Source organism: Streptococcus sp. FSL E2-3494 (assembly GCF_038007085.1).
Lineage (GTDB): Bacteria > Bacillota > Bacilli > Lactobacillales > Streptococcaceae > Streptococcus > Streptococcus thermophilus.
The window spans coordinates 204,852-229,367 of sequence record NZ_JBBOWN010000001.1; the positions used below are offsets into that span (position 1 = coordinate 204,852).

At 33.4% G+C, this 24,516-nt stretch carries 18 protein-coding genes, 1 tRNA gene, 1 other RNA gene and 4 pseudogenes; 8 read left to right on the top strand and 16 right to left on the bottom strand.

All coding sequences use genetic code 11. From position 1 onward, the window contains the following. Nucleotides 1-29 precede the first annotated feature (29 nt). The 3 genes from ruvX to rpmB form a co-directional block, all read right to left on the bottom strand. On the bottom strand, nucleotides 30-449 hold the full coding sequence (gene ruvX / locus NST05_RS01090) for a Holliday junction resolvase RuvX (RefSeq protein ID WP_011681732.1): 420 nt from the start codon (nucleotides 447-449) through the stop codon (nucleotides 30-32). Then, nucleotides 449-715, bottom strand: a complete 267-nt coding sequence (locus NST05_RS01095) for an IreB family regulatory phosphoprotein (RefSeq protein WP_002952186.1) — start codon at nucleotides 713-715, stop codon at nucleotides 449-451. Before NST05_RS01095 ends, ruvX begins: the two co-directional genes overlap by 1 nt. Before the next feature lie 126 nt (nucleotides 716-841). Next, nucleotides 842-1,030 carry a 50S ribosomal protein L28 gene (rpmB, locus tag NST05_RS01100; protein ID WP_084826191.1) on the bottom strand — a complete coding sequence of 63 codons (189 nt, stop codon included), beginning with the start codon at nucleotides 1,028-1,030 and terminating at the stop codon, nucleotides 842-844. A 169-nt stretch (nucleotides 1,031-1,199) separates the two neighbouring features. On the opposite strand from rpmB, the gene NST05_RS01105 reads away from it, so the two are divergent. The 3 genes from NST05_RS01105 (at nucleotide 1,200) to NST05_RS01115 (ending at nucleotide 2,823) form a co-directional block, all read left to right on the top strand. After that, nucleotides 1,200-2,468: a replication-associated recombination protein A gene (locus NST05_RS01105; RefSeq protein ID WP_084826190.1), complete on the top strand. Its 1,269-nt coding sequence runs from the start codon at nucleotides 1,200-1,202 to the stop codon at nucleotides 2,466-2,468. A gap of 86 nt (nucleotides 2,469-2,554) precedes the next feature. Continuing rightward, a non-coding RNA gene (ssrS, locus tag NST05_RS01110) (6S RNA) lies at nucleotides 2,555-2,750 on the top strand. Then, nucleotides 2,751-2,823: transfer RNA gene (locus tag NST05_RS01115), tRNA-Lys, on the top strand. An 86-nt stretch (nucleotides 2,824-2,909) separates the two neighbouring features. On the opposite strand, the pseudogene NST05_RS01120 reads toward NST05_RS01115, so the two are convergent. The 3 genes and pseudogenes from NST05_RS01120 to NST05_RS01130 form a co-directional block, all read right to left on the bottom strand. Further along, a pseudogene (locus NST05_RS01120) lies at nucleotides 2,910-3,422 on the bottom strand (site-specific integrase); the annotation flags it as partial. Nucleotides 3,423-3,432: 10 nt separating this feature from the next. Then, entirely contained in the window at nucleotides 3,433-4,410 is a 978-nt protein-coding gene (locus tag NST05_RS01125; RefSeq protein WP_084829163.1) for a replication initiation protein, read from the bottom strand. A gap of 45 nt (nucleotides 4,411-4,455) precedes the next feature. Then, nucleotides 4,456-4,638, bottom strand: coding sequence for a hypothetical protein (locus NST05_RS01130; RefSeq protein ID WP_024704268.1), 183 nt, complete (start codon nucleotides 4,636-4,638; stop codon nucleotides 4,456-4,458). Between the two features lie 214 nt (nucleotides 4,639-4,852). Between NST05_RS01130 and NST05_RS01135 the strand changes: the two genes are divergently transcribed. Then, nucleotides 4,853-5,365 (top strand): helix-turn-helix domain-containing protein, encoded by a 513-nt coding sequence (locus NST05_RS01135; RefSeq protein ID WP_014608793.1) that lies wholly within the window; start codon nucleotides 4,853-4,855, stop codon nucleotides 5,363-5,365. 403 nt (nucleotides 5,366-5,768) lie between these two features. Here NST05_RS01135 and gggC read toward each other — a convergent pair whose 3' ends face one another. The 9 genes and pseudogenes from gggC to NST05_RS01180 form a co-directional block, all read right to left on the bottom strand. After that, nucleotides 5,769-7,310, bottom strand: coding sequence for a streptosactin export ABC transporter GggC (gene gggC / locus NST05_RS01140; protein ID WP_014622049.1), 1,542 nt, complete (start codon nucleotides 7,308-7,310; stop codon nucleotides 5,769-5,771). Beyond that, nucleotides 7,303-8,503: pseudogene (gene gggB / locus NST05_RS01145) on the bottom strand (streptosactin maturase GggB). The gene gggC and the pseudogene gggB overlap by 8 nt, the downstream one beginning before the upstream one ends. Nucleotides 8,504-8,559: 56 nt before the next feature. Then, nucleotides 8,560-8,667, bottom strand: coding sequence for a streptosactin (gggA, locus tag NST05_RS11015; RefSeq protein ID WP_002953591.1), 108 nt, complete (start codon nucleotides 8,665-8,667; stop codon nucleotides 8,560-8,562). Nucleotides 8,668-8,744: 77 nt separating this feature from the next. Further along, nucleotides 8,745-9,606, bottom strand: a pseudogene (locus tag NST05_RS01155) (Rgg family transcriptional regulator). A gap of 754 nt (nucleotides 9,607-10,360) precedes the next feature. Further along, nucleotides 10,361-11,929, bottom strand: a complete 1,569-nt coding sequence (locus tag NST05_RS01160; protein WP_002948640.1) for an ATP-binding cassette domain-containing protein — start codon at nucleotides 11,927-11,929, stop codon at nucleotides 10,361-10,363. Between the two features lie 4 nt (nucleotides 11,930-11,933). After that, nucleotides 11,934-14,093, bottom strand: coding sequence for a class III lanthionine synthetase LanKC N-terminal domain-containing protein (locus NST05_RS01165; RefSeq protein WP_011681723.1), 2,160 nt, complete (start codon nucleotides 14,091-14,093; stop codon nucleotides 11,934-11,936). Nucleotides 14,094-14,177: 84 nt separating this feature from the next. Next, on the bottom strand, nucleotides 14,178-15,050 hold the full coding sequence (locus tag NST05_RS01170; protein ID WP_011681722.1) for a helix-turn-helix domain-containing protein: 873 nt from the start codon (nucleotides 15,048-15,050) through the stop codon (nucleotides 14,178-14,180). 425 nt (nucleotides 15,051-15,475) lie between these two features. Further along, a protein-coding gene (locus tag NST05_RS01175; protein WP_155778329.1) for an IS3 family transposase occupies nucleotides 15,476-16,620 on the bottom strand; the annotation gives its coding sequence in 2 pieces (ribosomal slippage) (nucleotides 15,476-16,359 and nucleotides 16,359-16,620; 1,146 coding nt in all). 79 nt (nucleotides 16,621-16,699) lie between these two features. Continuing rightward, complete coding sequence (locus NST05_RS01180) at nucleotides 16,700-17,875, bottom strand: IS256-like element IS1191 family transposase (RefSeq protein WP_340742869.1); 1,176 nt, start codon at nucleotides 17,873-17,875, stop codon at nucleotides 16,700-16,702. Between the two features lie 529 nt (nucleotides 17,876-18,404). On the opposite strand from NST05_RS01180, the gene NST05_RS01185 reads away from it, so the two are divergent. The 4 genes from NST05_RS01185 to NST05_RS01200 all read left to right on the top strand — a co-directional run bounded on the left by NST05_RS01185 (nucleotide 18,405) and on the right by NST05_RS01200 (nucleotide 22,946). Beyond that, entirely contained in the window at nucleotides 18,405-19,460 is a 1,056-nt protein-coding gene (locus tag NST05_RS01185; RefSeq protein ID WP_340742870.1) for a ThiF family adenylyltransferase, read from the top strand. Next, nucleotides 19,453-20,622 (top strand): MFS transporter, encoded by a 1,170-nt coding sequence (locus NST05_RS01190; RefSeq protein ID WP_014295309.1) that lies wholly within the window; start codon nucleotides 19,453-19,455, stop codon nucleotides 20,620-20,622. The genes NST05_RS01185 and NST05_RS01190 overlap by 8 nt, the downstream gene beginning before the upstream one ends. A 289-nt stretch (nucleotides 20,623-20,911) precedes the next feature. Continuing rightward, the gene (locus NST05_RS01195; RefSeq protein WP_084829161.1) at nucleotides 20,912-21,418 is read left to right on the top strand and encodes a DNA topology modulation protein; all 507 of its coding nucleotides are present in this window, start codon (nucleotides 20,912-20,914) and stop codon (nucleotides 21,416-21,418) included. A gap of 235 nt (nucleotides 21,419-21,653) precedes the next feature. Next, the gene (locus NST05_RS01200) at nucleotides 21,654-22,946 is read left to right on the top strand and encodes an adenylosuccinate synthase (protein WP_002952173.1); all 1,293 of its coding nucleotides are present in this window, start codon (nucleotides 21,654-21,656) and stop codon (nucleotides 22,944-22,946) included. Nucleotides 22,947-23,000: 54 nt separating this feature from the next. Here NST05_RS01200 and NST05_RS01205 read toward each other — a convergent pair. After that, nucleotides 23,001-24,249: pseudogene (locus NST05_RS01205) on the bottom strand (ISL3 family transposase). Between the last annotated feature and the right edge of the window lie 267 nt (nucleotides 24,250-24,516).

The following is a 24,516-nucleotide window of genomic DNA, read 5'->3' on the forward strand; positions in this document are numbered from 1 at the left end:
TCGACTAATCGGTCTCTATTTACAGTTTATTAAAACATTCGATCGAGGTAGTTTTGCAGAATAAGTTGAGCAGCCAATTTATCAATAACTTTTTTACGCTTATCACGGCTGACATCTGCTTGTTCAACTAACATACGTTCTGCCTGAACAGTTGTCAATCGCTCGTCTTGGTAATCTACAGGAAGGTTAAAGATTTCCTTAATTTTATCACCATAAGCTTTGCTAGCCTCAACACGTGGTCCTTCAGTGTTATTCATATTTTTAGGGAGACCAACGACAAATTTATCTACCTGATATTCTTTAACGAGTTCACCTAGACGGTCGAAGCCAAACTCTTTAGCTTCCTCGTTAATTTTGATAATTTCAACGCCTTGGGCCGTAAAACCAAGTGGGTCACTAATAGCAACACCCACTGTTTTTGAGCCAACATCAAGTCCCATTACTCGCATTACAGGTCAGTTCCATTTCCTTTAAGATAATAGCGAACGAGTTCTTCAACGATTTCATCACGTTCGTATTTGCGAATTTGGTTACGGGCATCATTGTAACGCGGAACATAAGCAGGGTCACCGCTCAGAACATAACCAACGATTTGGTTGATAGGATTATAACCTTTCTCAGCCAACGAACGGTAGACATTTGTCAAAGTATTACTGATTTCATCTTTATCACCGTCGTTTAGGTTGAAACGAACAGTTTCATCTGTAAATCCCATACTGACACCTTCTTTCTATAAGGATTATCTATTAGTTCCTTATTATAACATAAGTATACCCAAAAGTGAAAGACGATGAACATTAAAAGAGATGACTGATGTCATCTCTCTTAATGTCTAATAAGATTAAACGCGTTCAACTTTACCAGATTTAAGTGCACGAGCTGAAGCCCAAACTTTTTTAGGTTTACCGTCGATAAGAACAGTAACTTTTTGAAGGTTAGGCTTAAAGACTCGTTTAGTTTTGTTCATAGCGTGTGAACGGTTGTTTCCAGAAACAGTTTTACGTCCTGTAAAGTAACATACTTTAGTCATTTCGTGTTTTCCTCCTAGGTAGAATTTATTACGGATGTGCTAGCACCACATACCAAAATATTCTATCATAAGAATTTAGGTTTGACAAGAACTATTTATAATTTCTTTTTACAGAAAAATAGTATATTCTTATTATAAGAAGAATAAATAGTTAAAAAAAGGAGAGAAGATGCCAGATAATCTTGCCTTACGCATGCGTCCACGTTCAATTTCAGAGGTGATTGGTCAGAAACATTTAGTTGGTGAAGGTAAAATTATTCGCCGTATGGTAGAGGCGAATATGCTGTCGTCAATGATTCTCTACGGACCTCCAGGAATCGGGAAAACCTCGATAGCCAGTGCTATTGCAGGAACAACAAAATTTGCTTTTAGAACTTTTAATGCCACTGTCGATAGCAAAAAACGTCTACAGGAAATTGCAGAAGAGGCTAAATTTTCAGGTGGTTTAGTTCTACTTCTAGATGAGATCCATCGTTTGGATAAAGCAAAACAAGATTTTTTGTTACCATTATTAGAGAACGGAAATATTATCATGATTGGTGCCACAACCGAGAATCCGTTTTTTTCTGTAACACCAGCCATCCGTAGCCGTGTACAAATATTTGAGTTGGAACCACTCTCTAATGAAGATATCAAGGAAGCTATTTTGAATGTTCTAGGGGACAAGGAGCGTGGCTTCGCCTTTGAGGTTCACTTAGATGATGATGCTCTAGATTTTATTGCGACAGCTACTAATGGTGATTTACGATCGGCATATAATTCTTTGGATCTGGCTGTCATGTCGACACCAGCTTCAGGAAATGGGCAGCATCATATTACTTTAGACATAGTGGAAAATAGCTTACAACGCAGTTATATTACTATGGATAAAGACGGTGATGGGCACTATGATGTCCTTTCTGCCTTGCAAAAATCTATTCGAGGATCTGATGTTAATGCCAGTCTTCACTATGCGGCACGTTTGGTTGAGGCAGGGGATTTGCCTAGTCTAGCACGTCGCTTGACTGTGATTGCCTATGAGGATATTGGTTTAGCTAATCCAGATGCACAAGTTCACACGGTCACAGCCTTGGAAGCTGCACAGAAAATAGGTTTTCCGGAGGCACGTATTTTGATTGCCAACGTAGTTATTGACTTAGCATTATCACCTAAGTCGAATTCGGCTTATAAGGCAATGGATGCTGTCCTGGCGGATCTTAGAAAGTCTGGGAATTTACCTATTCCGCGTCATCTGAGAGATGGACACTATGCTGGAAGTAAGGCACTGGGTAATGCACAAGATTATAAGTATCCACATGCCTATCCTGAAAAGTGGGTTAAGCAACAATACCTTCCAGATAAATTAAGAGGAGTCAATTATTTCCAACCTAATGAAACTGGGAAATACGAAAGAGCTCTTGGAGCTAATAAAGAACGAATCGATAAGTTATCTAGATAATACGAGAAGAATCAACGAAAACGATTGCAAAAAAAATGATTTTTCCTCTTGCAATAATTTTCAAAAGTGGTATTATAAAAACATAGAAATTGCTGTGGTATACGAATCCACATATAAGTGTTGACCGACTAATTTTTGTATTATCGGGAGACAGAGGTCTATTAACAGTGTGCAGGCTGGCTCACCCAGAAGCAACTGAAGTTAGTAGCGAGTCGCCCACCTGCTTTTTTACGTCGCGGGTTCAATACAAACTGTGGATCATCGGTACCAATACAGCATCCAGCCTCCTTAGCTCAGTTGGTAGAGCAGTGGACTCTTAATCCATGGGTCACAGGTTCGAGCCCTGTAGGGGGCATCAAACTTCAACAGTAAAAGCCTTGATAACCAAGGCTTTTTTGCTTGTCTTAAGAGCATTTGCCCCATCGTTTGCCCCACATTTTTTTATGAGCAATCTTTCCAGATATCTCTGATTTGATTAAATTCCTCAAAAATTTTCTCTTCTAAAGTGTGTCCATATACTTCTACCAACATTGAAATATCTCTATGCCCTAGAATTTTTGCAATAACTCCAAGGTCAAACCCTTTGTGCCAGAGGTAGCTTCCATAGGTGTGACGTGCTCCTTTTGTCGTGATAATTGGATAAATGTCCAACTCATTTAAGAGAACACTCAAAGCTTTATTGACGCTTGCAATATCTGGAACTGAATGAATATATCCAAAATGTTGAAAGATCATTCGATATCGATTTTTGATTCCTAACTCCATGTTTGCTCTTTCTTGCTCCGTTTGTAAAAGGCGCAAAATTTTGATACACTCTTCGTCTATTGGAACCATCCGAATAGACGTTTTATTTTTTGGTGGAACAAACTTATGAGAGAGAGTATTATACCTCCTGTATGTTTTTAACAATCCTCTGTCAAAATCAACCTCATTCCAAGTTAACGCTACTAACTCTCTATCCTCCTTATTGATTTTCTAAAGTCAGAAACTCACCTACAAGTAGTTGTAATTCTGTATTTAATTTAGGGAGATTCTGTATTAATACTTCTTTTAATTCTTCCGCAAATTGATTCGTTTCTTCTCTCAATAGTTTGCGGACTCTTGTTTTTTTCTTTTTGATGCTGTCTGATTTTAAATTTGGAAAAGCTAATGATAACAGTTCAGGATTGCTTAGAAAGATAATTGTAAAGGCTCTTTGATCCACTCGAATATGTTCTAGCTTATAAAATCCGAAATTATCAAGTCGATTCATAATATCTTGCACCATATCCTCCCCAATCGCTTTAGTTCTGAGTTGGAACTCTAGTCTCCACCAAAACGGATTTACACCCAAATCTAGCTTCTCTTCGCGCTTATGAGCAATGATTTCTTTATTCTTATCATATAACCTAACTTGTACATTACTACCGCTAGAACCCCAATATTTCGTCTCTAATTCGCCCCCTCTACCATAGAAGACCTTATGGGTAACACCACCTTTAATATGTTGCAAATTAACGATTTCAGGCCTGTTGAAAATGTCGAATGTCAAATCAAAACGAGACAAACGTACCGTCAATGAATTCAATCTGGCAAAGTACATTAATTGCCTCCATACTTTCATTCCATCAAATTCTTTTAAAGTGTTAGGATTGAAATCAATCCGAATCAATTGTTCACCTCCATAAGTGGATAATTGGAAAAATATAATATTGATTGAATCATACTCATTAAAATCCTTAGCTAAAGTAAAGACATCATCTCGCACGTTATCATGTATTTCAAATGAGTCAACTCTTGTACTTATTGCCTGTTTCAGATTTTTGAAAATTCGTCTTAGGGAACCAGTGTCTGTATCCCAGATAACCGTTAATCTATCAATACTGACATCTAACCTCTGTACTAATTCTCCTATTTCACATCGTTCTTGAATGCTTCTTAAATCTTGTATAGAAACCAACAAAATTGTCCCCCCTTCTTTTAGATTTTTTAGGCCTCAGAAACACCGTCAAATCAACGTTTGCTCGTTCCGTCGTTCTTTGGACGTTGTCCTAAGTGTACCTTTTTGCTGGCTGTTAGAATAGCCAGCTTTTGCTTGGCTAGAAATTGTCTGGACGGCAGCCTGCAGGACTTCGCCTGACTTCACGTCAGGCTCGTCCCTTGCCCTTGTCCACACAATTTCTAGCTCCAAGGCTTCGAATAGTCATCAGTCATAGTCATAGTCTCGTCCTCAAATTCCTCCTCACTCACTATTCCTAAACATATGAGCTATTTGTATCATTTATAACTTATTTATAAGTTATAAATATATTTTATAAAAAAATATTTTGATCAGTCAACTAAAAACTTGATTTGTAAGTTTATAGGTGATAGAATAAGTTTAAAATACAACATAGGAGTTTATCATGACCTTTATTATTCAGAATTTTGGACCCAATTTGGCACGACTACGCATAGAAAAAGGAGTAAGTCAAACTCAACTTGCGGAAGATTTAGGAATCGGTAAACAATCCATCTCTGACTACGAAAAACAAAAAAGCTATCCTACCTTTGCAAATTTGGATAAGATAGCAGAATATTTTAATGCAACTCCAACCCAACTATTTGGAACTAGTAAAGAGATTGAATTAGAAAAGAGTGTTCTTGAATCGAATGAATACTCTGATAAAGTAAGTGAGATCTTAAAGGCTGTCAAATACATCGAAAATTTTCTAGAAACTGATGGACAGTACTTAGAGGATTTACTTTACCTAACAAGAGGCAAACAACTATACACAGAAGATGGAGACGAGTTGTATACTGATCCAACTTCTCAGAAAAGAACATTTCATAACCAATATGAACCTGGTTTTATTGTAGCAAGAGACAAATCTCCACTAGAACTCTTGATTGAAAATAAGGAATTATTTGATAAATAGAAAAAGCGAGTTTGAACTCGCTTTTTCTGTTATGAAAGAAATAACTTATTTTCTAGTTTTTTAGATAAATCCTCTCTCCAAATATCCGTCACGGTCGCTTCTTCCCAGTTCTTTGGGCTTACGCAAGATTTTAATCAATTTTGAGTTAAAAATAAATACTCTAAATACTCATTCAATTCATTAATTATTTAGTCAATGGTTGCTTTGTATCCACAATTCCAAATAGTTCTAAATGAGATTTTAGGAACTTTGAAAACTTTAAAAAACGCATTCTTATCACTTTGAAGATAAGAAAAGAGAGAACGAATTGTGTCCTCTCTCGATGTTAGCTTTTCATCAACTCAAGACAGTTGACAAAGAGCCTTTCAGATATACAATTTGTCTATAGACACTATTGGCATAACTACTTTTTCAAATGAATCACTTTATCATAGCGCTTCAAGTCTTCCTTGGTGTAGTGGTGAATGACCTCCACCACAGCTTGAGGAAGTGAAAAGAGCAGCTGGTTGATTTTTTCTTGATTTTTGGCGTCCAGGTTAGCCTTGACCTCATCTGCTAGGATAAACTGTCGCTTGTGATAGAGAGCACGGGCGATTTCAAGGCGCTGTTTTTCACCGCCTGATAAAGTTTGGTTGCTGGGTACCTTGCCTTTTAGGCTGAGGAGCCCTGTTTCTTGCAAGATGTTATCCATTCTTTGCTGGTCAATTTCCTGTCCCAGAGCGATGTTTTCCTCCACAGATAAATCGTCAAAAACATGACTAGATTGCAAGATATAGGCACCAGCCTGATAGAGTTGACAGCTGGTTAGTTCCCGTCCTTGATAACGAATTTGCCCCTGACTAGGATGGATTTCCCCGTATAGGATGTTGAGCAGGGTGGTTTTGCCCGCTCCGCTTTCTCCGATGATAGCAATCTTTTCCCCAGCGTGGATAGTCAGATCACAAGGAGCTAGAATGGTCTCCCCATCCTTCTCCACACTGACCTGCTCCAACTGGATAGGAAAGACAGATTGGTCAAATATGCTGTCAGTAGCCAACTTATTTCCAAACAAGTCTTGATACTTATCGCAGAGGGACTTGGCAGACTTGCGGGTATTGATAAAGTAGGACAGTTCTTGAAACTGGTAGCCGATGTTGTGGGAGACCAGATAAATGCCGACAAAACTAGCCGCAGAAAGGTAGTTCTGGTAGGTCATGAATCCGCCAATCACAATGGGCGCCACAGAGCAAAATGCATCTATACTGTTGATAAATAAACTGTTTAGTGACCGTTGCTTTTCGTAGGACACTTCTTCTTGCAACGCCTGTTCTAGGTCTTTAGAAAATCTCTTGAAAAACAAATTCTGGCCCTGATAATGACGAATAGGAGCAATACCTGCAATCATATTGTTGACACGGGCGATATAATTCTGATTTGCCAGGGATTTTTGCTCCGCAATCCTATCCAAACGCTTCGAACCCAGTCCGCTACACAAAACTGGTACCGAGTAAAAGATGATAAACAATAACCCCAGATAGAAATTGGTCCAGAGGGCATATGCGATGGAAACGACTGTAAAACCTAGCGAGGATACGATAATGACGGTCGGTTCTATATAGCTATTTTCCAACTGTTGGACATCATTTTCCAGATCAGACAGCACCTCCTCATCAGGAATCTGACGGCTGTATAAAAAAGTCCGAAAAATAGCGCGTTTTATCCCAACCTTAAAGTCAGTCATCAAACGAGCATAGTAATAGCGCTTCCCAGCCAAGCCCAGGACAAGCACCAGATTGCCCCCAATCCCCCAGAGCAAAATCTGCCAGAGGAGATGCAACTGGCGGTTGGTAAAACTAGCGACGATATACTGGATAAGGGCAGGGGTGATAATGGCCTCTAACCAAGTGATGACGATGGCTAGAAAATAGAAGGTGAGATGTTTTTTCGTTACATAACTCCTAAGCATAGCGTATAAACCCCCTAAAATTATTTACCAACCTAGATAATTTTTCTCTGTCCTTGGATAAATATATAATCTGTTTAATACAGTATTCCATCAGTTCTGGTTTAGAGCATTCAAGAAATTCCCCATCTTCACTAATTACAGAAGAATATCCATCAATAACATTGGCAACGCATTCCAAGCACATACCTCTACACCAGCAGTTTTTACACTTTTCAAAGTTATCTTTGTTGTTAAATGATTCCGCTTTAGGACTGTTGTGAGTTCCCCAAAATCTGAAACATAGTTTCTTACTACCATCTACATCATAAGTTAATGTATTCGAAGGGTCAATATCATCACAAAATGTACGATTCGTACTCTTGTATATCATTGATATTAATACATCATATAAAATAGGACTGATAAATGCCTTCTCATTGTTGTTGATTACATGTTGAATGGATTTATCTATGAACTGTTTTCTTTCAGCCAAACTTTTTTCCATCTCTTTCACAATTAGCACTTTATTTTTAGTAAAAACATCATTTATATTAAAATGCACATCCATATCAGTAAAATATTGAAAGATATCTTCTCTACTTAGACCATTTTTTTGATGAAGTCTAGTATATGTCGAGGCTATTTCAAAATTTTCATAATCAATATTCTTTAAATAATTAATAAAACGTAATGTTTTTCGATGGCTCCCTCTTCCTCTGAGTCTATCATGAACAATTTCTGGTCCATCTAAACTTATGGTTAAATAAGGATGAAATTTAACAAGCATTTCTTTAACACGCTTATTTAAAACAGTACCATTAGTAACTGTTTCAATTTTCACTACATTTAATAATGTAGATAATTTTTCTATAAAATATATAAATAATTCTATATTTAAAAAAAGGTTCTCCCCCGAAAAGTATGAGACGGTTGATTTGTGTAACTCCTTTACTTGCTATCTCTTGGATAATATTATCAGCAGTAGTTAAATCCATAATACGATTATCCATACCATAGTTACCACCATCTGCATAACAATACGAACAAGATAAATTACAACTATTAGAAATATTTATAACTACTTTTTTTAATACACCATCTTCAACAGAATCTAGAGTTGGTGAACTTTGTTTTGAAATAGGTGACAAAGATAAAGTAAAATTAACAGAATCAAAATAATATGTTCCTATATCTGTTTCTATTGTCTTTATCATAATTATCCTCCAGACTAAAAACTGAGATGAGGAATCACTCCTCATCTCGGAAGAAGCTATCGACCACCGCCACAAGAATGACTTGGACCACAGCTAGCATTAATTACATACCCTTGATCAAACTCTAAAAGTTCTTCAAGGTCAATCACCTGAAGTTTTTCCATGGTTTTCACCTCCTTTATTTGATAGTTTCATTATATAACCTTATCAGAAGAGGATAATATTTTCCCTTATACGCAATTCACCTCATGTCATCTAATACTTTTTGTAAATAATTTTCAAATTTTATAGATATTTGATTGCTATCTACCAATTTCGTGGCAGCAATACATTTTCTCATTTCCAAAACAGCATGTCGATTATTATTTTTCTTTAGATCATATAAATTATTAGCATAATGGAGCACTAGTTTTTCATACATTTCAGTCTCTGAAAAGTTACAATATTTTAGCTGTTTTTCAAAATAAAGAGCGTCCATCCATTCATTGCGTTCAATACAGGTGATATAAGCATTGAGCGACATAGTTGCCAATAAACGTCTATTATTTGGAATATCTCTATAAAAATCCAAACGATGACACATTTCTTTGGCTAAAATCATCATTGTGTTATGATTTAAAGCGTCTATTGTATTCATAAACAGTAGCAATTCATAATAACCCCAGTATTCCGCAGAAAACAAGTAATCACTGATAGTAACAATCTCTTGGTCTGTTACATAAGTTTCTCCTGATAAATCCTGTAATCTTATTTTAATCAAAATTGTGTTAAATGAAGCGAAAGGTTCCTTTTTATCCTTCTTTTCCATTTGGCTAATTAATAGCTTTTTCATTCCGTCTATATCACGATTTGATACTAAATACCGAATCTTTTCTAAAAGTTCATTAAAGTCATCTCTGCGGAAATCACGTACAGCGTAAACAAATTCTTCGATAGGCATATGTATTGCATCTAACGCTAAAAAAAAATTTGCTGATGGTTAAATCAGCCTCATCATTTTCAAATCTTGAGAGATGGGAACTTGAAAGACCTGATTTTGCAACATTTTTTAAAGATAAACCTCGAGATTCTCTAAATTTTTTAAAAATTTTTCCATATTTCATTCTAGTCACCTCCTAAATTGCTTATAAGGGAAATTTCTTCACAAATATTAAAAATATTATATCATATAAGAAAACGAAAAGAGGTATTTACCATGAATAAAAAAGCATTGTTTAGTTTGTTGTTTGTAATACTTGAAGGTATTATCGTTATCGGAGTAGGTTAGCCAAATGATAAAGAGATTAGGCAAGAAACCTTAAAAATAAAAAATAGCTTAGAATTGCGTCATTATAAACGTTGATTCCAAGCTATTTTTGGTTATTAAAATTTTAATCAGAAGGGTAAACTTGTAGTTTTTGCCCAACCTCTCTTGATTTTATGGAAAAAGAATCCCGTATTTTGGATACGAAATGCTTTCAATAAGTGTAAATCAGTTTTAACGTTTACTAAATTTCGATGCTTTACGAGCCTTTTTCAAGCCTGGTTTTCAAAGCAAGTTGGAAACCTTTATGAGTCATTCGTTTTTGCCCCACTTTTGCCCCATTTTGAAATAATTATATTTAAAAATGCTCCAAGTATCTTCTAAAAATAACTTATATTTCAACATTTTTGATTATTTTCAATATGAAAAATTCATACAAATTCATGTAGGGGGCATCATACTATACATAAAAAAGCCTTTAAATAAAGGCTTTCTTACTTGTCTAAAGAGGAAATGTCCCATCATTTGTCCCCGAAATAATTTCCAAACTTTTGATAAATATTATTTTTGTATAAATTAATTTTTGTTGTGTATAGTAACATTGAATTCTCAATTTAAAGTGTAATAATACTATGAAATCTATCTAGTAGTTTTTCCTGTAAGTGATGAGAGACAGTAATGTACATCCTTGTAGGATCGTTTAATAGCTGGTTCTCAATTAGAAAAGCGTTATCTCTATCTAAATTTGCCATAGATTCATCCATTATTATTACGTTAGTTTTAGTAAGATAGGCACGTGCAATACCTAATCTTTGCTTTTGCCCTTCTGATAAAAAAGACATACTTACTTCATCATCTAATCGTGGAATTAAATCTATTAAATTAACTTGTTTAAGGATATTGATAATTTCTGATTCATTTATTTTATTATCCCAAAGTGTTAAATTATTTCTAAGAGAATCATGATAAATATGAGTAATATTTCCTATATATGAAACGCTTTTAAACAATTGAGATTCTTCAATATCAGATATCTCTACATCATTGTATTTTACACTTCCACTATATTGCTTATTATTTCCTAAAATTATATTTATTAAAGTTGATTTTCCACTACCTGACTCTCCAACTATGGCATAATTTTTTCCTTTTTCAAAACTACAATTTATATTTTTGAAAATTTCCTTATCTTTGAAGGAATACCCGACATTAGTTAACTTGATTTCTTCAATATCTTTATCAATATATCTATAATGGGAACTCTTCTCAAAAGCTCCAAATTTTTCAAATATAATATTTACTGATGATATTGATACCTGTAATTGATTAAACGTAGTTAATGAGTTAAATATATTTCCGGAAATTTGTCCGACTGATGATATTGAACCAATTGAAACTTGTTTTAAAATGATAAGATAACCTGTTAAAAGTAGTACTAACATTTGAGAAATAATTGAAAATAAACTCATTATTATTTCAATTAAGCTACTAGTTTTAATAAATACTATTTTTTCAAAAATAAATTTTTTTATTACCTCTCCACATTTAATTGATAACATCTCTTTTTTATTTGAATAATATAGCGTATCATATCCCAGTAATTGATCTGTTAGTGATGAAATAAATGTTTCATTACCTATAGAAAATCTTTTCATAGCTTTTTCCATCTTATGGGCAAAACTTCGTGGAAGGTAAGTTAGGATCAAAGTAAGTAGTATAGATAAAAGCACTATTCTATAATCATAACTAAACAGAGCAATAATTGAAAAAAAAGTTGTGAAAACTGTTGAAACTAATGAATAAAAACTTTCAAATCCGCTTTCTTCGATAATTTTTATATCGTTATTTAAAATTGACAAGTGTTCTCCAACAGTCTTATTTTTAAATTCACTAAACGATTTTCTAGTTAGACTGTTAATATAATCATCTCTGAGAGAAAGAGTCATTTTTTGAATTAATTTAGTCTGATTTACTCTAATTAAGTATGTATCTGCCAAAAATAACAAATAAACTCCAAATTCAATGCCTAACCATATGAGGAAGCCTTTAAAATCACTTTCAACCAATTTATTTAACATGATTGAGAGTGTGACTGATGCTCCAACTAAAAATGCAGAACTAAATCCTATTAATATTATATGTATAAGATTTAGCAGTTTATATTTTAGTATATATTTTTTCATTATGTTATTCCTTAATTATATTTAGCAACTCATTAATAAAGTACAACTGCCCCAACATTCCTTTTGAATATGTATAATCAATTTCTTCGGACATCGGGTCTATCAATATAGTTTTTGTATTTTGTTTAATAGAAAAATCAAAAATATGTTCGCAAATCTTAATACTCGTTTTAAGAAATGAAGTTTCTTTAAAATAATAATAAAGCCAAGCATTTGCCAAACCCAATCCTGCTAATCCATAATACAATGAGGTTCCCTTAGCATATGTATAACTAATTCCTTCTGATAAACTTCTAATCCATTCATCGAACTTCATTGTATTGTTATTTTTACTGAACTTAATAAGTTCAATGATTAACCCAGAGTTACCAGTTATTAAATATGGGCTAAAATACTCATTGGATTTTATATATTTCACTCCATCAATACACTTAATATCATTTTTGATGATTGAATTTAGGACCTTTATAAAGTAGACTCTATCACATATTTTAGTGTCATTGAAAAGTCTGAGTAGATAATATTTTTGATAGTAGCTCATATTATGTAGTAGTTCATCTAAATTACAATTTAAAAAAAGTTCAAAATTATTATCAAGTATAGCGATTCCGATTAAGTCATCTATACTTTTATTACAATTATCATAAAGAGAAGAGAAACTGGGATCGCTAGAAAATTTTAAATCCATATTACTAATATGTTTATAATTATCAATTGACTCTAATATTGTTTTTCCATAAATTTCAAAAGTATTATGGGAAAGTATAGTTTCTGTTAAATCTTGTTGCATTCTAACTATTTTTTCTATATTTAAACCCATTTCAATAAATTTTATTATAAATGTATTCTTAAAGTCCACTATACTAAAATCATTAATAAATTTTTTTCTTAAAGATTTAGGTAAATTATTCTCTAAACTCATTTTATAAAATAAATTTAAGGTACTCACTCCTGTATTATCATATTTTAAAAGACTAGTAGAATTAGTTAATAAATCAATTATACAATACCACATTTTAACAATATCTCGCTGTTCATTTTTTTGAGAAATGTTTTTGGGATAGCATTCATTTGTCGTCTCAACAATAATTCCATCATTCTTATTATATGCGGTTTCGAGATCAATAAAAAATACTCTATCATCATTTGTTAAAAGAATATTACTTGAAGATATATCCTCTAATATTATTCCCTCCTGATGGATTTTATATAAACTTAAAAATAGATTAGAAATTATTTTTTTTACTTTTTTATTATATCTTCCTAACTCGCTAGAATTTCGTTTTATCAACAAATTATATTCAGGCTTTAAAATATCCAATCTTTGTCCATCAATGAATTCCTCAACAAGATATAAATTTCCCTCAATTGTAAAGCACTCAATGTAATTTGGAATATCGACTTTACCTTTCAATTTTTTTAGAATACATTTTTCATTTAAAAGGAGATCTATTGCTAAAATCTTTTCTGTAATATATACTTTTTTTCTAGCTTCTTTTATAATAACCTTTTCTTCATTAATAGTATCAATCGCAATATATACATTACCTGCTCCTGATTTATGAATAATAGATTCCATTTGATATCTATCATGGAATAAAGATTCAATATTATAGTCATCTACAACTTTATTAAATATGATATCTTCAACAAATGGGGGACATGTATAGTATGGTTCCGTTATATCTTCATAAAAGGTTCCATTAAATTTAAGTTTTGGTCGCTCATTATTAATTAAACGTGCATTCATTACTCCATATCTATAAAAAATTATTTCTGAGTCTTTATAACTTCTATCTGTCAAAATTTGAACTCCAGTATATTTGGGTATCTTATCATATAGTTCTTCCAATAATAATAAAAAAGTTTCTTTGTTTTTAGGATATATAGTTATAAATTTTCCAATCTCTAATTGCGAAACGTGTTTTGATAAAATACGGAATAACTCAGATATTTTATTGATATACTTAAATGGCGTTTGAAAAATAGAACAAACATGGTAAACATTATCTAAAATAGACTGATAATCTATTAAATTAGCAGATATATGAATTTTCCAACCTTGATAAGGAACAAAAGCATTTGAATATGAAATATAATCATATATTTCCCCTTTTTTTCTATTAATGATTCTCTTTTCACTTGGTGTAATTAGTTCTTCCATGATAAATCTCCTATTAAAAATAAAATACTGCTGTATAACTATATAACTAGTGTAACAGCAGTATTTTATTTTTAGTAAAAAGTGTCATATAATAGAATTCAATAATTCTTCATATTCATTTTCTCTCATTAGCAGTAAATTCTCAGCACCTAAATTTTTGAGGGATTCCAAAGCTAGTTCAATTTTCTTCTTGCCGACTTCTATTTTACCTATAAGTATCCAATATGTACCTATTAATATATTATATTCCACTCGCTCATAGAGATAAACTTCAGGAATGGTAAGTGTATCAAAAAGATCAATATAGAACTTGGCATAATTTAGTTCTTTCCTCTCTAAAAATATTGAGATTCCGTTTAAAATAAGATCAATTTTTATTTTTTTATTTTCCTCATTATTACCAAATAAAGTAGTCTTATAAATAATTTCTTTTATTAATAAATTTAATGTATTTGTAGGCACCGCTGACATACTATTACCTAATATTACTAACTCTCTTTTCCCCCATTGATCTACATCGAAAAGATAATCAGAAATAACTTCAATATGTTTTTTATTCATTTTTTTACCTGTTATCGATATTAAAAATGAATCAATCAAAATAGAATTATATAAAAATATTTTTTTGTGTGTTGAATTAAACTTTTCTATTTCTTCATAATAATATTTTTTTAGAGCAGGTATGTTATTTTGTTGAAATGCCTTACTGACCCTTGCTAGTAATTCCTCAGTTCTTGTAGGATTATCTTTCGATAAAATTCCGTAAATTTCTTCGATACTTACATCCAAATTTTCCAATATACAAAGAAAACGAGAAAGTGAAATCTCAGACTCGCCACGTTCAAACTTAGATAAAAACGAAACCGAAAGATAATCACCAGCAACATCTTTTAATGAAAGTTTTTTTGATAATCTAATTTTTTTCGTTAAAGAACCTATGTCAATAGTATCAATCATAAAATAACTCCTTTTATACAATTATAACAAAAAACGCAAACATAGTGCAGTCTGCGTTAACCTTTTGAATATTAGGAGTATATTGTAATACGAAGTCTATCTTTAAATTCAAAAGAATCACTTGGTAAACTGTTCAAAATTTGAATAATCATTTTTCTCCTTAAAAACTTGGACAGTAAATCGTAATACGAATTTTATCCATTGGAACTGCAATTGTTCCTGGTAACTTATTTAGGTTTTGAGTAGTCATTTTTTTCTCCTTTCTAAATCTTATAGACATATTATATATTTTTGCAATAATTAAGTATTAATATTTTCATATATAGGAATTGCCCGATACTGTCAATAATTATGTGTAAACACTCAAGTAGAGTTGAAGAATTGACCTAGTCAAGCATTTTTGTAACACTAGTGTATAAAATTTCTTACGCTGCACGACATCGTGCAGCATAAGGTGTAAGTCCACCGTTTGCACGATGTGGTCTTACGTGATTATATTTCCCATAAACGAATTCATAGAGCTTTTGGTCAAGAATGTCATTTGAATCAAACTTGTAGAGATAATAGAATTCGTGTTTGAGCGTATTGTAGAATCTTTCCATAACGGCATTGTCATATGGACAGCCTGCTTTGCTCATACTTTGTTGGACATAGTTTTTATCACAAAATTTATTGAATTCTTTTGCGGTAAATTGACGCCCTTGATCAGAATGCAGGATAATTCCTTTTGCTGGTTTTCGACGTTCTAGTGCGATTTTCAAGGTTTCCTTTGCCAATTCAGTATCGATATGACTGCTGTTTAATGATGCAACCACTTCACGACCGCAAAGGTCTATAATCGTGCAATTGTAACGCATTGTTCCATCTGGACGAGTTAAATATGTAAAATCAGTACACCATATTTTATTGGGTTCTTTTACATCAAATTCCCTATTCAGAAGGTTTGGAAAGATTTTATTGGCAGTTCCTTTTACATAGTTTGGTTTCTTGCGACGTGTGATGGAACGCAAGCCCAATTCATTCATAAAATGATGTATTGTCAGATCTGAACGAATGCTTCCGATACCCTTAAGATAATCGTTCATCATTCGGTATCCAGGAACTCCATTTTCGCGGTGGTAGATTTCAACAATTTTACGTTGAATCTCTGCCTTTTCCTGACGATAAGCATGTTTTTTGTTTTTAAGATAATTATAGTAAGCATTTGGACAGATGTTCATTCTTCTAAGAAGCCATCTGACCCCAAATGTCTGTTGATATTTCTGGATGAACTGGTACTGAGCTAATCGATTTCCTTCGCAAAGAATGCTGCCGCTTTTTTTAAAAAATCATTTTCCTTTTTGAGTTCTTCAATTTCTTTGCGTAGCTTTTTTGCAACTTCGTATGAATCAGATTCTTCCCGTTTTGTTGGGCTGTTATCGCATTCTTTGCGGTATTGCTGTAACCAGTATGTCAGCGTGCCTTGTCCAAGATTATATTCTTCGGTCAGGCTTTTCTTGGTTCGTCCCTCTTCCAGATAGAGGCGAAGAACCTTTTGTTTGAGCTCAGGCTCGTAACGATTATTTGTCATTGTAACATCTCCTTGGATTATGTATGTATTTTACCAAACTATACACAGGTGTTACAACTTAATTATATCAGGTCAAATGTTAATCAAATAAGCTTTCAAGTGTGTCAGCATATTGGCCAAACCCTTTATGGATGCGTTGATTTTGCTTGAAATTATAATCTTCAAACAGGGTAACTAAATAACGTTCCAGAGCCTCCTCGTTAGGAAAAAGAACCTTCTTTTTCGTTTGACGTTTGATTTCTTTGTTAAGAGACTCAATGAGGGTTGTCGAATAAATACTATGCCAAATCTGGTAGGGAAACTGATAAAAAGTTAAAAGATTATCCGTATTCTCCAGACTTTCCATGACTTTCCTATACTTTGGTTTCCATTCGGCGATAAAGTTCTCTAAAATTTGCACTGCCATTTCTAAATTTTCAGCACGATAAATCGTTTTAAATTGCTCCAGAATAACCGCTCTATCTGCTCGTTTCACTTTACTAGCTAGATTTCGACTAATATGAATTAAGCAACGTTGTTGTTTAGCTAATGGGTAAGCCTGATTGATAATCTCTTCAAGCCCCTTGAAGCCATCGGTCACTACAAGAGAAACCTGTTGGATTCCTTGGTTTTGAAGCTTGTCTAACAGGGTGGACCAAGAAGCATTGTTTTCATTTGGGGCGATTTCATATCCAAGAACAGCCTTCTGTCCTTCTGGTGTAATGCCAAGTGCGATATGAATACATTCTTTACTAACGGTTCCACGTCTTAAGGGAAGATAGGTTCCGTCAAGAAATAAAACAGAGTAATTGGCTTCTAAGCTTCGCTCATGAAAAGTAGCGACATTCTCCTGAGTTGCTTTTGAGATATTAGAAATTGTGGCAGGACTATAGTGATGACCATACATTCGCTCGATGATATCACTAATTTCTCGAGTCGTTACACCGGTTTGATAGAGTTTGATAACCATCTCTTCCAAGTGGTCATCTCGACGTCCATAAGCGGGAAGCAAAGCTGGACTAAAGTTCCCATTACGATCTCTAGGAATACTCAACTGAACAGTCCCATATTTGGTTTCGAATTTCCGTGCATAGCTTCCGTTACGACTATTCCCAGAATTATAGCCTAATTTATCGTAAGGTTCATACCCTAAAAAGGCTGATAACTCTGCTTGAAGCATATCATTCATAGCTGTTTCAAGAGAAGTACGGAAAAATTCATCACTATCTTGCTTTTGGGCTAGGAAGTTAAGTAGTTCTGTGGTAAACTGAGTCATAGGAATAAATCTCTTTCTAGTAATGTTTCGCAACTCTACTATAACGGATTTATTCCTTTTTGTGTTTACACAACTTATTTTACACTACCCATACAAGCAATAGAATTCCCTCAATCAATGAAAGATGAGCTCTATTTTATTTTGGAAATGATAGATAGTAATGAACGTCAGTTGAGGTGGTGGGAAGCAAATAAAAAAGGTAGTAACCTAAAAGTAACCAATGAAAACCACCCCTAAGTTCAATAACTAGAATCCTATGAGAATATAATTTAATACTTTAGATACAATATAATTCAACCAATATGAAAATAAAAAAATAACAAAAATTAAAAAAAGTAAAGTTCAGAATTTTTTGAATTGACATTATTTTTCATGCGGCGTATAATTGTCTAAAAATATGAAGGAGGTACCCAATATGAAAGGGACAATCTTGAACTAACCACACTTGGTTAATCGGTTTAATCTATTTGGCTATATCTCTTGATATAGTTAAATAGATTTTTTTATTATAAATGGGAAGGATTAATTTATGAAATACAAAACAAGCTTAACCGCTACTACACTAAAATCTAATGAAAACTTAATTGGTATTGGCAGTAAACAATATACAGTTAATGATGATGAATTCAATTTATCACTAAAGATTCTAGAATTTCTACTTACAGAAAAAGATGAAGATGAAATCTTAAACTGGTTAGATAGTAATAATATTGATAAGTCGGTTTTTAAAAAATTAGTAGCTAATAAATTAATCACTACTAGTAAAGCTGTTTTCCAAAAAGAAGATACTATGGAATTTAAAAACGGACTTTATCTGGACCTAATAATAAATAACGTTCAAGATGTTATAACTAAATTTAAAGAAACAACCTTTGTCGTTATTGGTTGTGGTGGCATTGGAAACTTTATGAGTTATGCTTTATCGGTCTACTCTCCTAAAAAATTAGTTCTTATCGACGGTGATAAAATTGAAAGAAGTAACTTAAATAGACAATTTCTATTTACGATAAACGATATCGGAAAATACAAGTCAGAAGTAATTGCTGATGCACTAAAATTACGTAATCCTAATCTTGATATTGAAGTATATACAGAGTTTATAAGTACTAATAATATCAATAATATTCTTGAGGGCAAAGATACTAATTCAATGTTTGGGATATTATCTGGAGATGACGATACTGCTGTTTCAATATCATCAAAATACTTTCTCACCAATAATGTTCCATTTGTAAATATTGGTTATTTAAATGATATTGCTGTAATCAGTCCTTTTGTTATTCCTCACAAAACTTCTTGTCCTTTCTGTTATGGAACATTTTCAATCAACGGCGAGATTAATTCTAATGATGAAACAATGGCACAGTTGCATAAACAATATGCCTCACCATCAAGTATTATTAATAATTCACTAGCATGTGATTTAGCGCTATCGGATATTATTCAATATTTTGCAGGTAATAATGATAGTATAAAATCCCTTAATGCTCGAGTGGGTATTAATAGTAACTCCTTTGAAAAGTATGTCCTACCTAATACCAAGGACCCTAACTGTAGTATATGTGGTGGCACACTAGATGATTAAAAAACAAATTTTTCATTATCTATTTGCAACTTTCTTAGTTACAGTTGCCTATACACTACCTCATTCAATACTTACAGTCTTATTACTAGAAAAAGGACTATCAATTTCTCAAATATTAATAATACAGTCTGCATACAGTCTAGCAATTATATTGTTTGAATTTCCAAGTGGAATGCTATCAGACAATTGGTCAAGAAAGTATTTATACTTATCATCAAGAGTTTTATTAATAATTATGTTTCTTATTGTCCTTATATCTTCCAACTTCTATTTTTTATATTTAGCTTGGTTTATATATGGGATTGCAGCAGCATTTGAAAGCGGTACTTTGGATTCCTATTTAATAAATAAATTGAAACGTTCATCTAATGATAAACTTATTGAATCTTTTATTTCTAAAGATAATAAAATTCAATTTGCATCTATGATTATCGGTAGTGGTATAGGTGGTATTCTATATTTTATGATAGGTATAAAAATATATATTATTGCTATAATATTAGTTTGTTTATCTATTTTTGATATTGGCTTTTTCTTCCAAGAAGATAGAGATTACTATAAAGAAAAAATAAATATAGATACTTTTAAGAAACAAATTTCTATAAGTTTTAAAGAGCTAAAAGAAAATAGTATTCTTAGAGTTATTATTGTTTTTGACTTATTAACACAGTTATTTTTTCAAGCACATTTTCAATTGTGGCAATCCTTTTTATTGGAAAAAGGTATTGATAAACGATATTTCACAGCTTTCTATTTTCTTTTTCAAATAATCAGTATCCTATCCTATTCTATACATACAGACAAACTACAAAAGTTAGTTAACTATCGATTATTTCTCTTATTAGTTATTGCCTTGCCTTTATTTTTCTTATCAAACTTGCCCGTAGTTTATCTTATAGCCTATATTTTATATGTCTTTATATTTTATATAATTCAATTTGTCCTAAATATATATTTTAATAAACAGGTATCAACGAAAACAATATCTTCGTTAATATCTCTCAAGTCAACAATCTCTAGGATAAGTGGATTATTAATTTTATATGCTTTAAGTTTTTTACTGAATTATATGAGCGTTAGTCTTGTGATAAGCTCAGCATTCATTCTCTCCCTTTTATCTATATTATTGTTATTAAATTACTTTATTAAAAATTATATTTAACTATGTAGTATAAGATAAAATATGAAACAAAACTTGTTGTGAATTTGTTGCGAAACAAAAATTCTTTTAAAATATAAAGATACTAAAATCGCATAAAATCAATAAAAATCCTTTTCTCTATATGTATAAATCTCTATAAACTACCTGTAGGGGGCATCTAAATACAACAGGAAAAGCCTTGATTTACAAGGCTTTTTTTGCTTGTTTAAACATGAATTATTGCCTCGTAAGATATCTGCTTTGTGTTATGATAATAGTCAAGAAACAGAATTGAAAAAGGAGACATGAGTTGAAAATTGCAATCATTGGCTATAGTGGTTCTGGAAAGTCGACTTTGGCAAATTTTTTAGGTCAACACTACAATTGTGAGGTACTTCATTTAGATAAAATTCATTTCACATCAAATTGGCAAGAGCGAACAGTTGATGAAATGACTGACAATATATCAACATTTATGCTACAAAGTGATTGGATTATTGAAGGGAATTACTCGGCCTGTCTTTATGAAGAACGTATGAGGGAAGCTGACTGTATTGTCTATTTCAACTTTAACAGAGTTAATTGTCTCTATCGGGCGTTTAGGCGTTATTTAACATATAGGGGAAAGACACGTCCTAGCATGGCAGAAGGCTGTAATGAAAAATTTGATTTTACATTTGTGAAATGGATTTTATTAGACGGACGTTCTCAAAAATATGTAGAGAGATATAATGCAGTTGTTAAAAATTATTCTGACAAGACAATTATTTTAAAGAATCAAAGGCAGTTAAATGATTATATGAAGCAGGTTAAATAGCTGATAGTTATACATAATAAGCAAGGTTAAAAAGATATAGTAAATAACTAGTTGCAATCTTAGCTATAACTGTCAGAATATTTTGTAAGAAGCGCTTTCAACGTTGAACAAATAGACTTTTTTCTGCTATAATAAACTGTAACGCAAAACTTGTGGGTGAAATTCCCACCGTGAAGTTTTTCAAGAAAGGTGGGGACAGCCTCGTAAAGGTGGAGCTGTCCGTTATCAAAATAATATGACATCAGTAGTTGTTGTGGGTACCCAGTGGGGTGATGAAGGTAAAGGGAAAATTACAGATTTCCTAAGTCAAGATGCCGAAGTGATCGCACGTTATCAAGGTGGGGACAATGCAGGTCACACGATTGTTATCGATGGTAAGAAATTCAAGTTGCACTTGATTCCATCAGGTGTTTTCTTCCCAGAGAAAATCTCTGTCATTGGTAATGGTGTCGTAGTGAATCCTAAATCACTTGTCAAAGAGTTGGAATATCTTCATACAGAAGGTGTATCAACAGAGAGTCTTCGCATTTCTGACCGCGCACATGTTATCTTGCCATACCATATTAAACTTGATCAACTGCAAGAAGCTGCTAAAGGTGACAATAAAATTGGTACAACTAACAAAGGTATCGGTCCGGCCTATATGGATAAGGCTGCGCGTGTTGGTATCCGTATTGCCGATCTTTTAGACAAAGAAATCTTTGCTAGTCGCTTGAAGACAAACCTGGCTGAGAAAAACCGTCTTTTCAGTAAGATGTATGAGTCTGAAGAGTTATCATTCGATGAAATTTTCGAAGAATACTACGCCTACGGACAACAAATTAAACAATACGTCACAGATACATCTGTTATCTTGAATGATGCTCTTGATGCAGGTAAACGTGTCCTCTTTGAAGGAGCTCAAGGAGTTATGCTTGATATTGACCAAGGAACATACCCATTTGTAACGTCATCAAACCCAGTTGCTGGTGGTGTTACAATTGGTTCTGGTGTTGGGCCATCTAAAATTAATAAGGTTGTGGGTGTATGTAAGGCCTATACAAGTCGTGTCGGCGATGGTCCTTTCCCAACTGAGTTGTTTGATGAAGTGGGTGAACGTATCCGTGAAGTTGGCCATGAATATGGAACAACAACTGGACGTCCACGTCGTGTGGGATGGTTTGACTCAGTGGTAATGCGTCATAGCCGTCGTGTATCAGGTATTACAAACCTTAGCTTGAACTGTATCGACGTTCTTTCTGGTCTTGATACTGTGAAAATTTGTGTAGCCTACGATCTTGATGGTGAGCGCATTGATTACTATCCGGCTAGCCTTGAGCAATTGAAACGTTGTAAACCAATTTATGAAGAATTGCCAGGTTGGGAAGAGGATATTACAGGTTGCCGTAGTTTAGATGAGCTTCCTGAAAATGCCCGTAATTATGTTCGTCGTATTGGTGAGTTGGTCGGTATACGTATCTCTACCTTCTCTGTAGGACCTGGACGTGAACAAACAAACATTCTTGAGAGTGTTTGGTCAAATATCTAATAATGAAGATAAAGGGCTCTTTGTCAACTGTAGTGGGTGACGAAAAGCTAACATCTAGAGAGGACCGGATAGGTCCTCTTTTTATGTATGTTCAGTGTGATGAAGACACGCTTCTTAAAGTTGATAAAGTTTCTAAACCGAAGCCCAAGCGTTTGATGTCTTTGATCAACTTATTAGTCGCTTCCAGTTTTTCGTTTGAATAGTCTGTTTCTAGTGCATTTTGGATGTATTACTTGTGTCTAAGAAAAGTCCTAAAGACAGTTTGAAAATAATGATTGACCTTGCTCCTATTTTCCTCTATCAGTTCAAAGAACTCATCTACTCTCTTCTCCTGAAAGTGAAAAAGCAAAAGCTGATAAAGTGTATAGTAGTCAGTAAGCTCTTTTGAAAAGACTAGTGTCTTCGCAACAACTTCATGTGGTGCTAAAGTTTGGCGGAAAGTCTTTGAATAAAAAGAGTTGAGAGATAGTTTACGGCTGTCCTTTTGGAAGAGTCGCCAGTGATTTTTCAAGGCTCGATAGGGTAGTGACTTCTTATCGAACTGGTTCATAATTGCAATTCTTGTCTTTAAAAAGGCACGTCCAAGGTGCTGGATGATGTGGAAACGATCAAGAACGATTTTTGCGTTTGGAAAGAGCTTGCGAGCCAGTGGAATATAAGCTCCAGACATATCCATCGTGATAAACTGTACCTGTTGTCGGACTTTCAATGGATACTTCAAAAAGTAGTTTCGTATAGTAGTTTGGCGGCGATTATCAAGGATGGTTATGAGTTCGTTTGTCTCATAATTCTGCGCTACAAAAGCCAATTCCCCTTTCTTGAACCCAAACTCATCCCAGGACATAACAGCAGGGAGTTTGTCATAATGTTCCTTGAAAGTAAACTGATCAAGCTTACGATAGACAGTGGACGTCGACACGCGAAGTCTTCTTGCAATATCAGTTAGTGACACTTTCTCAGTTAGGAGTTGTGTAACTTTTTGTCGGACTAGATTGGAGATTTGGCAGTTTTTCTCAACGATAGATGTCTCAGCCACCCTTACTCTCCTACAACTTTTACACTGGAAACGACGTTTTTTCAGACGTAGTAGAGTTGGCGTTCCCGCTTGCTCGAGAAGAGGGATTTTAGAAGGCTTTTGAAAGTCGTACTTGATCATCTTTCCATGGCAATGAGGACATGATGGTGCAGGGTAATCAAATTTTGCTTGAACCTCGATATGAATATCCGTTTCAAAAACAAGAGAAATAATGATGTTAGGGTCTTTAATTCCGATTAATTTTGTGGTATTCTTCATAAGTCTCATAAGTTCTTCCTAATGATGGTTTTGTCGCTCTTCATTATAGTTCTTATGGGACTTTTTGTGTATACTTAAAAAGCTCTATAATCCCTACAGTAGTTTTACCCACTACAGAAATTATAGAGCCAGATAAAGAATCTAGGAAACTAGGTGCTTTTTTCTTTAGTCAGTAAACATAATAAGGTTCTAAATGACTTGGTAACTGTTAAAAAAAACGCGTGTCAATTTTTCGATAGTATTAGAAGAGAAATCTTTCTATTTGATTAGTTTTTC

What these genes read in the sequence shown, in the direction of transcription:
- NST05_RS01105 (WP_084826190.1), top strand. Translation starts at nt 1,200, where the DNA reads ATGCCAGATAATCTTGCCTTACGCATGCGTCCACGTTCAATTTCAGAG.
- NST05_RS01095 (WP_002952186.1), bottom strand. Translation starts at nt 715, where the DNA reads ATGGGATTTACAGATGAAACTGTTCGTTTCAACCTAAACGACGGTGAT.
- NST05_RS01200 (WP_002952173.1), top strand. Translation starts at nt 21,654, where the DNA reads ATGACATCAGTAGTTGTTGTGGGTACCCAGTGGGGTGATGAAGGTAAA.
- NST05_RS01165 (WP_011681723.1), bottom strand. Translation starts at nt 14,093, where the DNA reads ATGGAAGAACTAATTACACCAAGTGAAAAGAGAATCATTAATAGAAAA.
- NST05_RS01160 (WP_002948640.1), bottom strand. Translation starts at nt 11,929, where the DNA reads ATGAAAAAATATATACTAAAATATAAACTGCTAAATCTTATACATATA.
- NST05_RS01185 (WP_340742870.1), top strand. Translation starts at nt 18,405, where the DNA reads ATGAAATACAAAACAAGCTTAACCGCTACTACACTAAAATCTAATGAA.
- ruvX (WP_011681732.1), bottom strand. Translation starts at nt 449, where the DNA reads ATGCGAGTAATGGGACTTGATGTTGGCTCAAAAACAGTGGGTGTTGCT.
- NST05_RS01190 (WP_014295309.1), top strand. Translation starts at nt 19,453, where the DNA reads ATGATTAAAAAACAAATTTTTCATTATCTATTTGCAACTTTCTTAGTT.
- gggC (WP_014622049.1), bottom strand. Translation starts at nt 7,310, where the DNA reads ATGCTTAGGAGTTATGTAACGAAAAAACATCTCACCTTCTATTTTCTA.
- gggA (WP_002953591.1), bottom strand. Translation starts at nt 8,667, where the DNA reads ATGGAAAAACTTCAGGTGATTGACCTTGAAGAACTTTTAGAGTTTGAT.
- NST05_RS01135 (WP_014608793.1), top strand. Translation starts at nt 4,853, where the DNA reads ATGACCTTTATTATTCAGAATTTTGGACCCAATTTGGCACGACTACGC.
- rpmB (WP_084826191.1), bottom strand. Translation starts at nt 1,030, where the DNA reads ATGACTAAAGTATGTTACTTTACAGGACGTAAAACTGTTTCTGGAAAC.
- NST05_RS01180 (WP_340742869.1), bottom strand. Translation starts at nt 17,875, where the DNA reads ATGACTCAGTTTACCACAGAACTACTTAACTTCCTAGCCCAAAAGCAA.
- NST05_RS01170 (WP_011681722.1), bottom strand. Translation starts at nt 15,050, where the DNA reads ATGATTGATACTATTGACATAGGTTCTTTAACGAAAAAAATTAGATTA.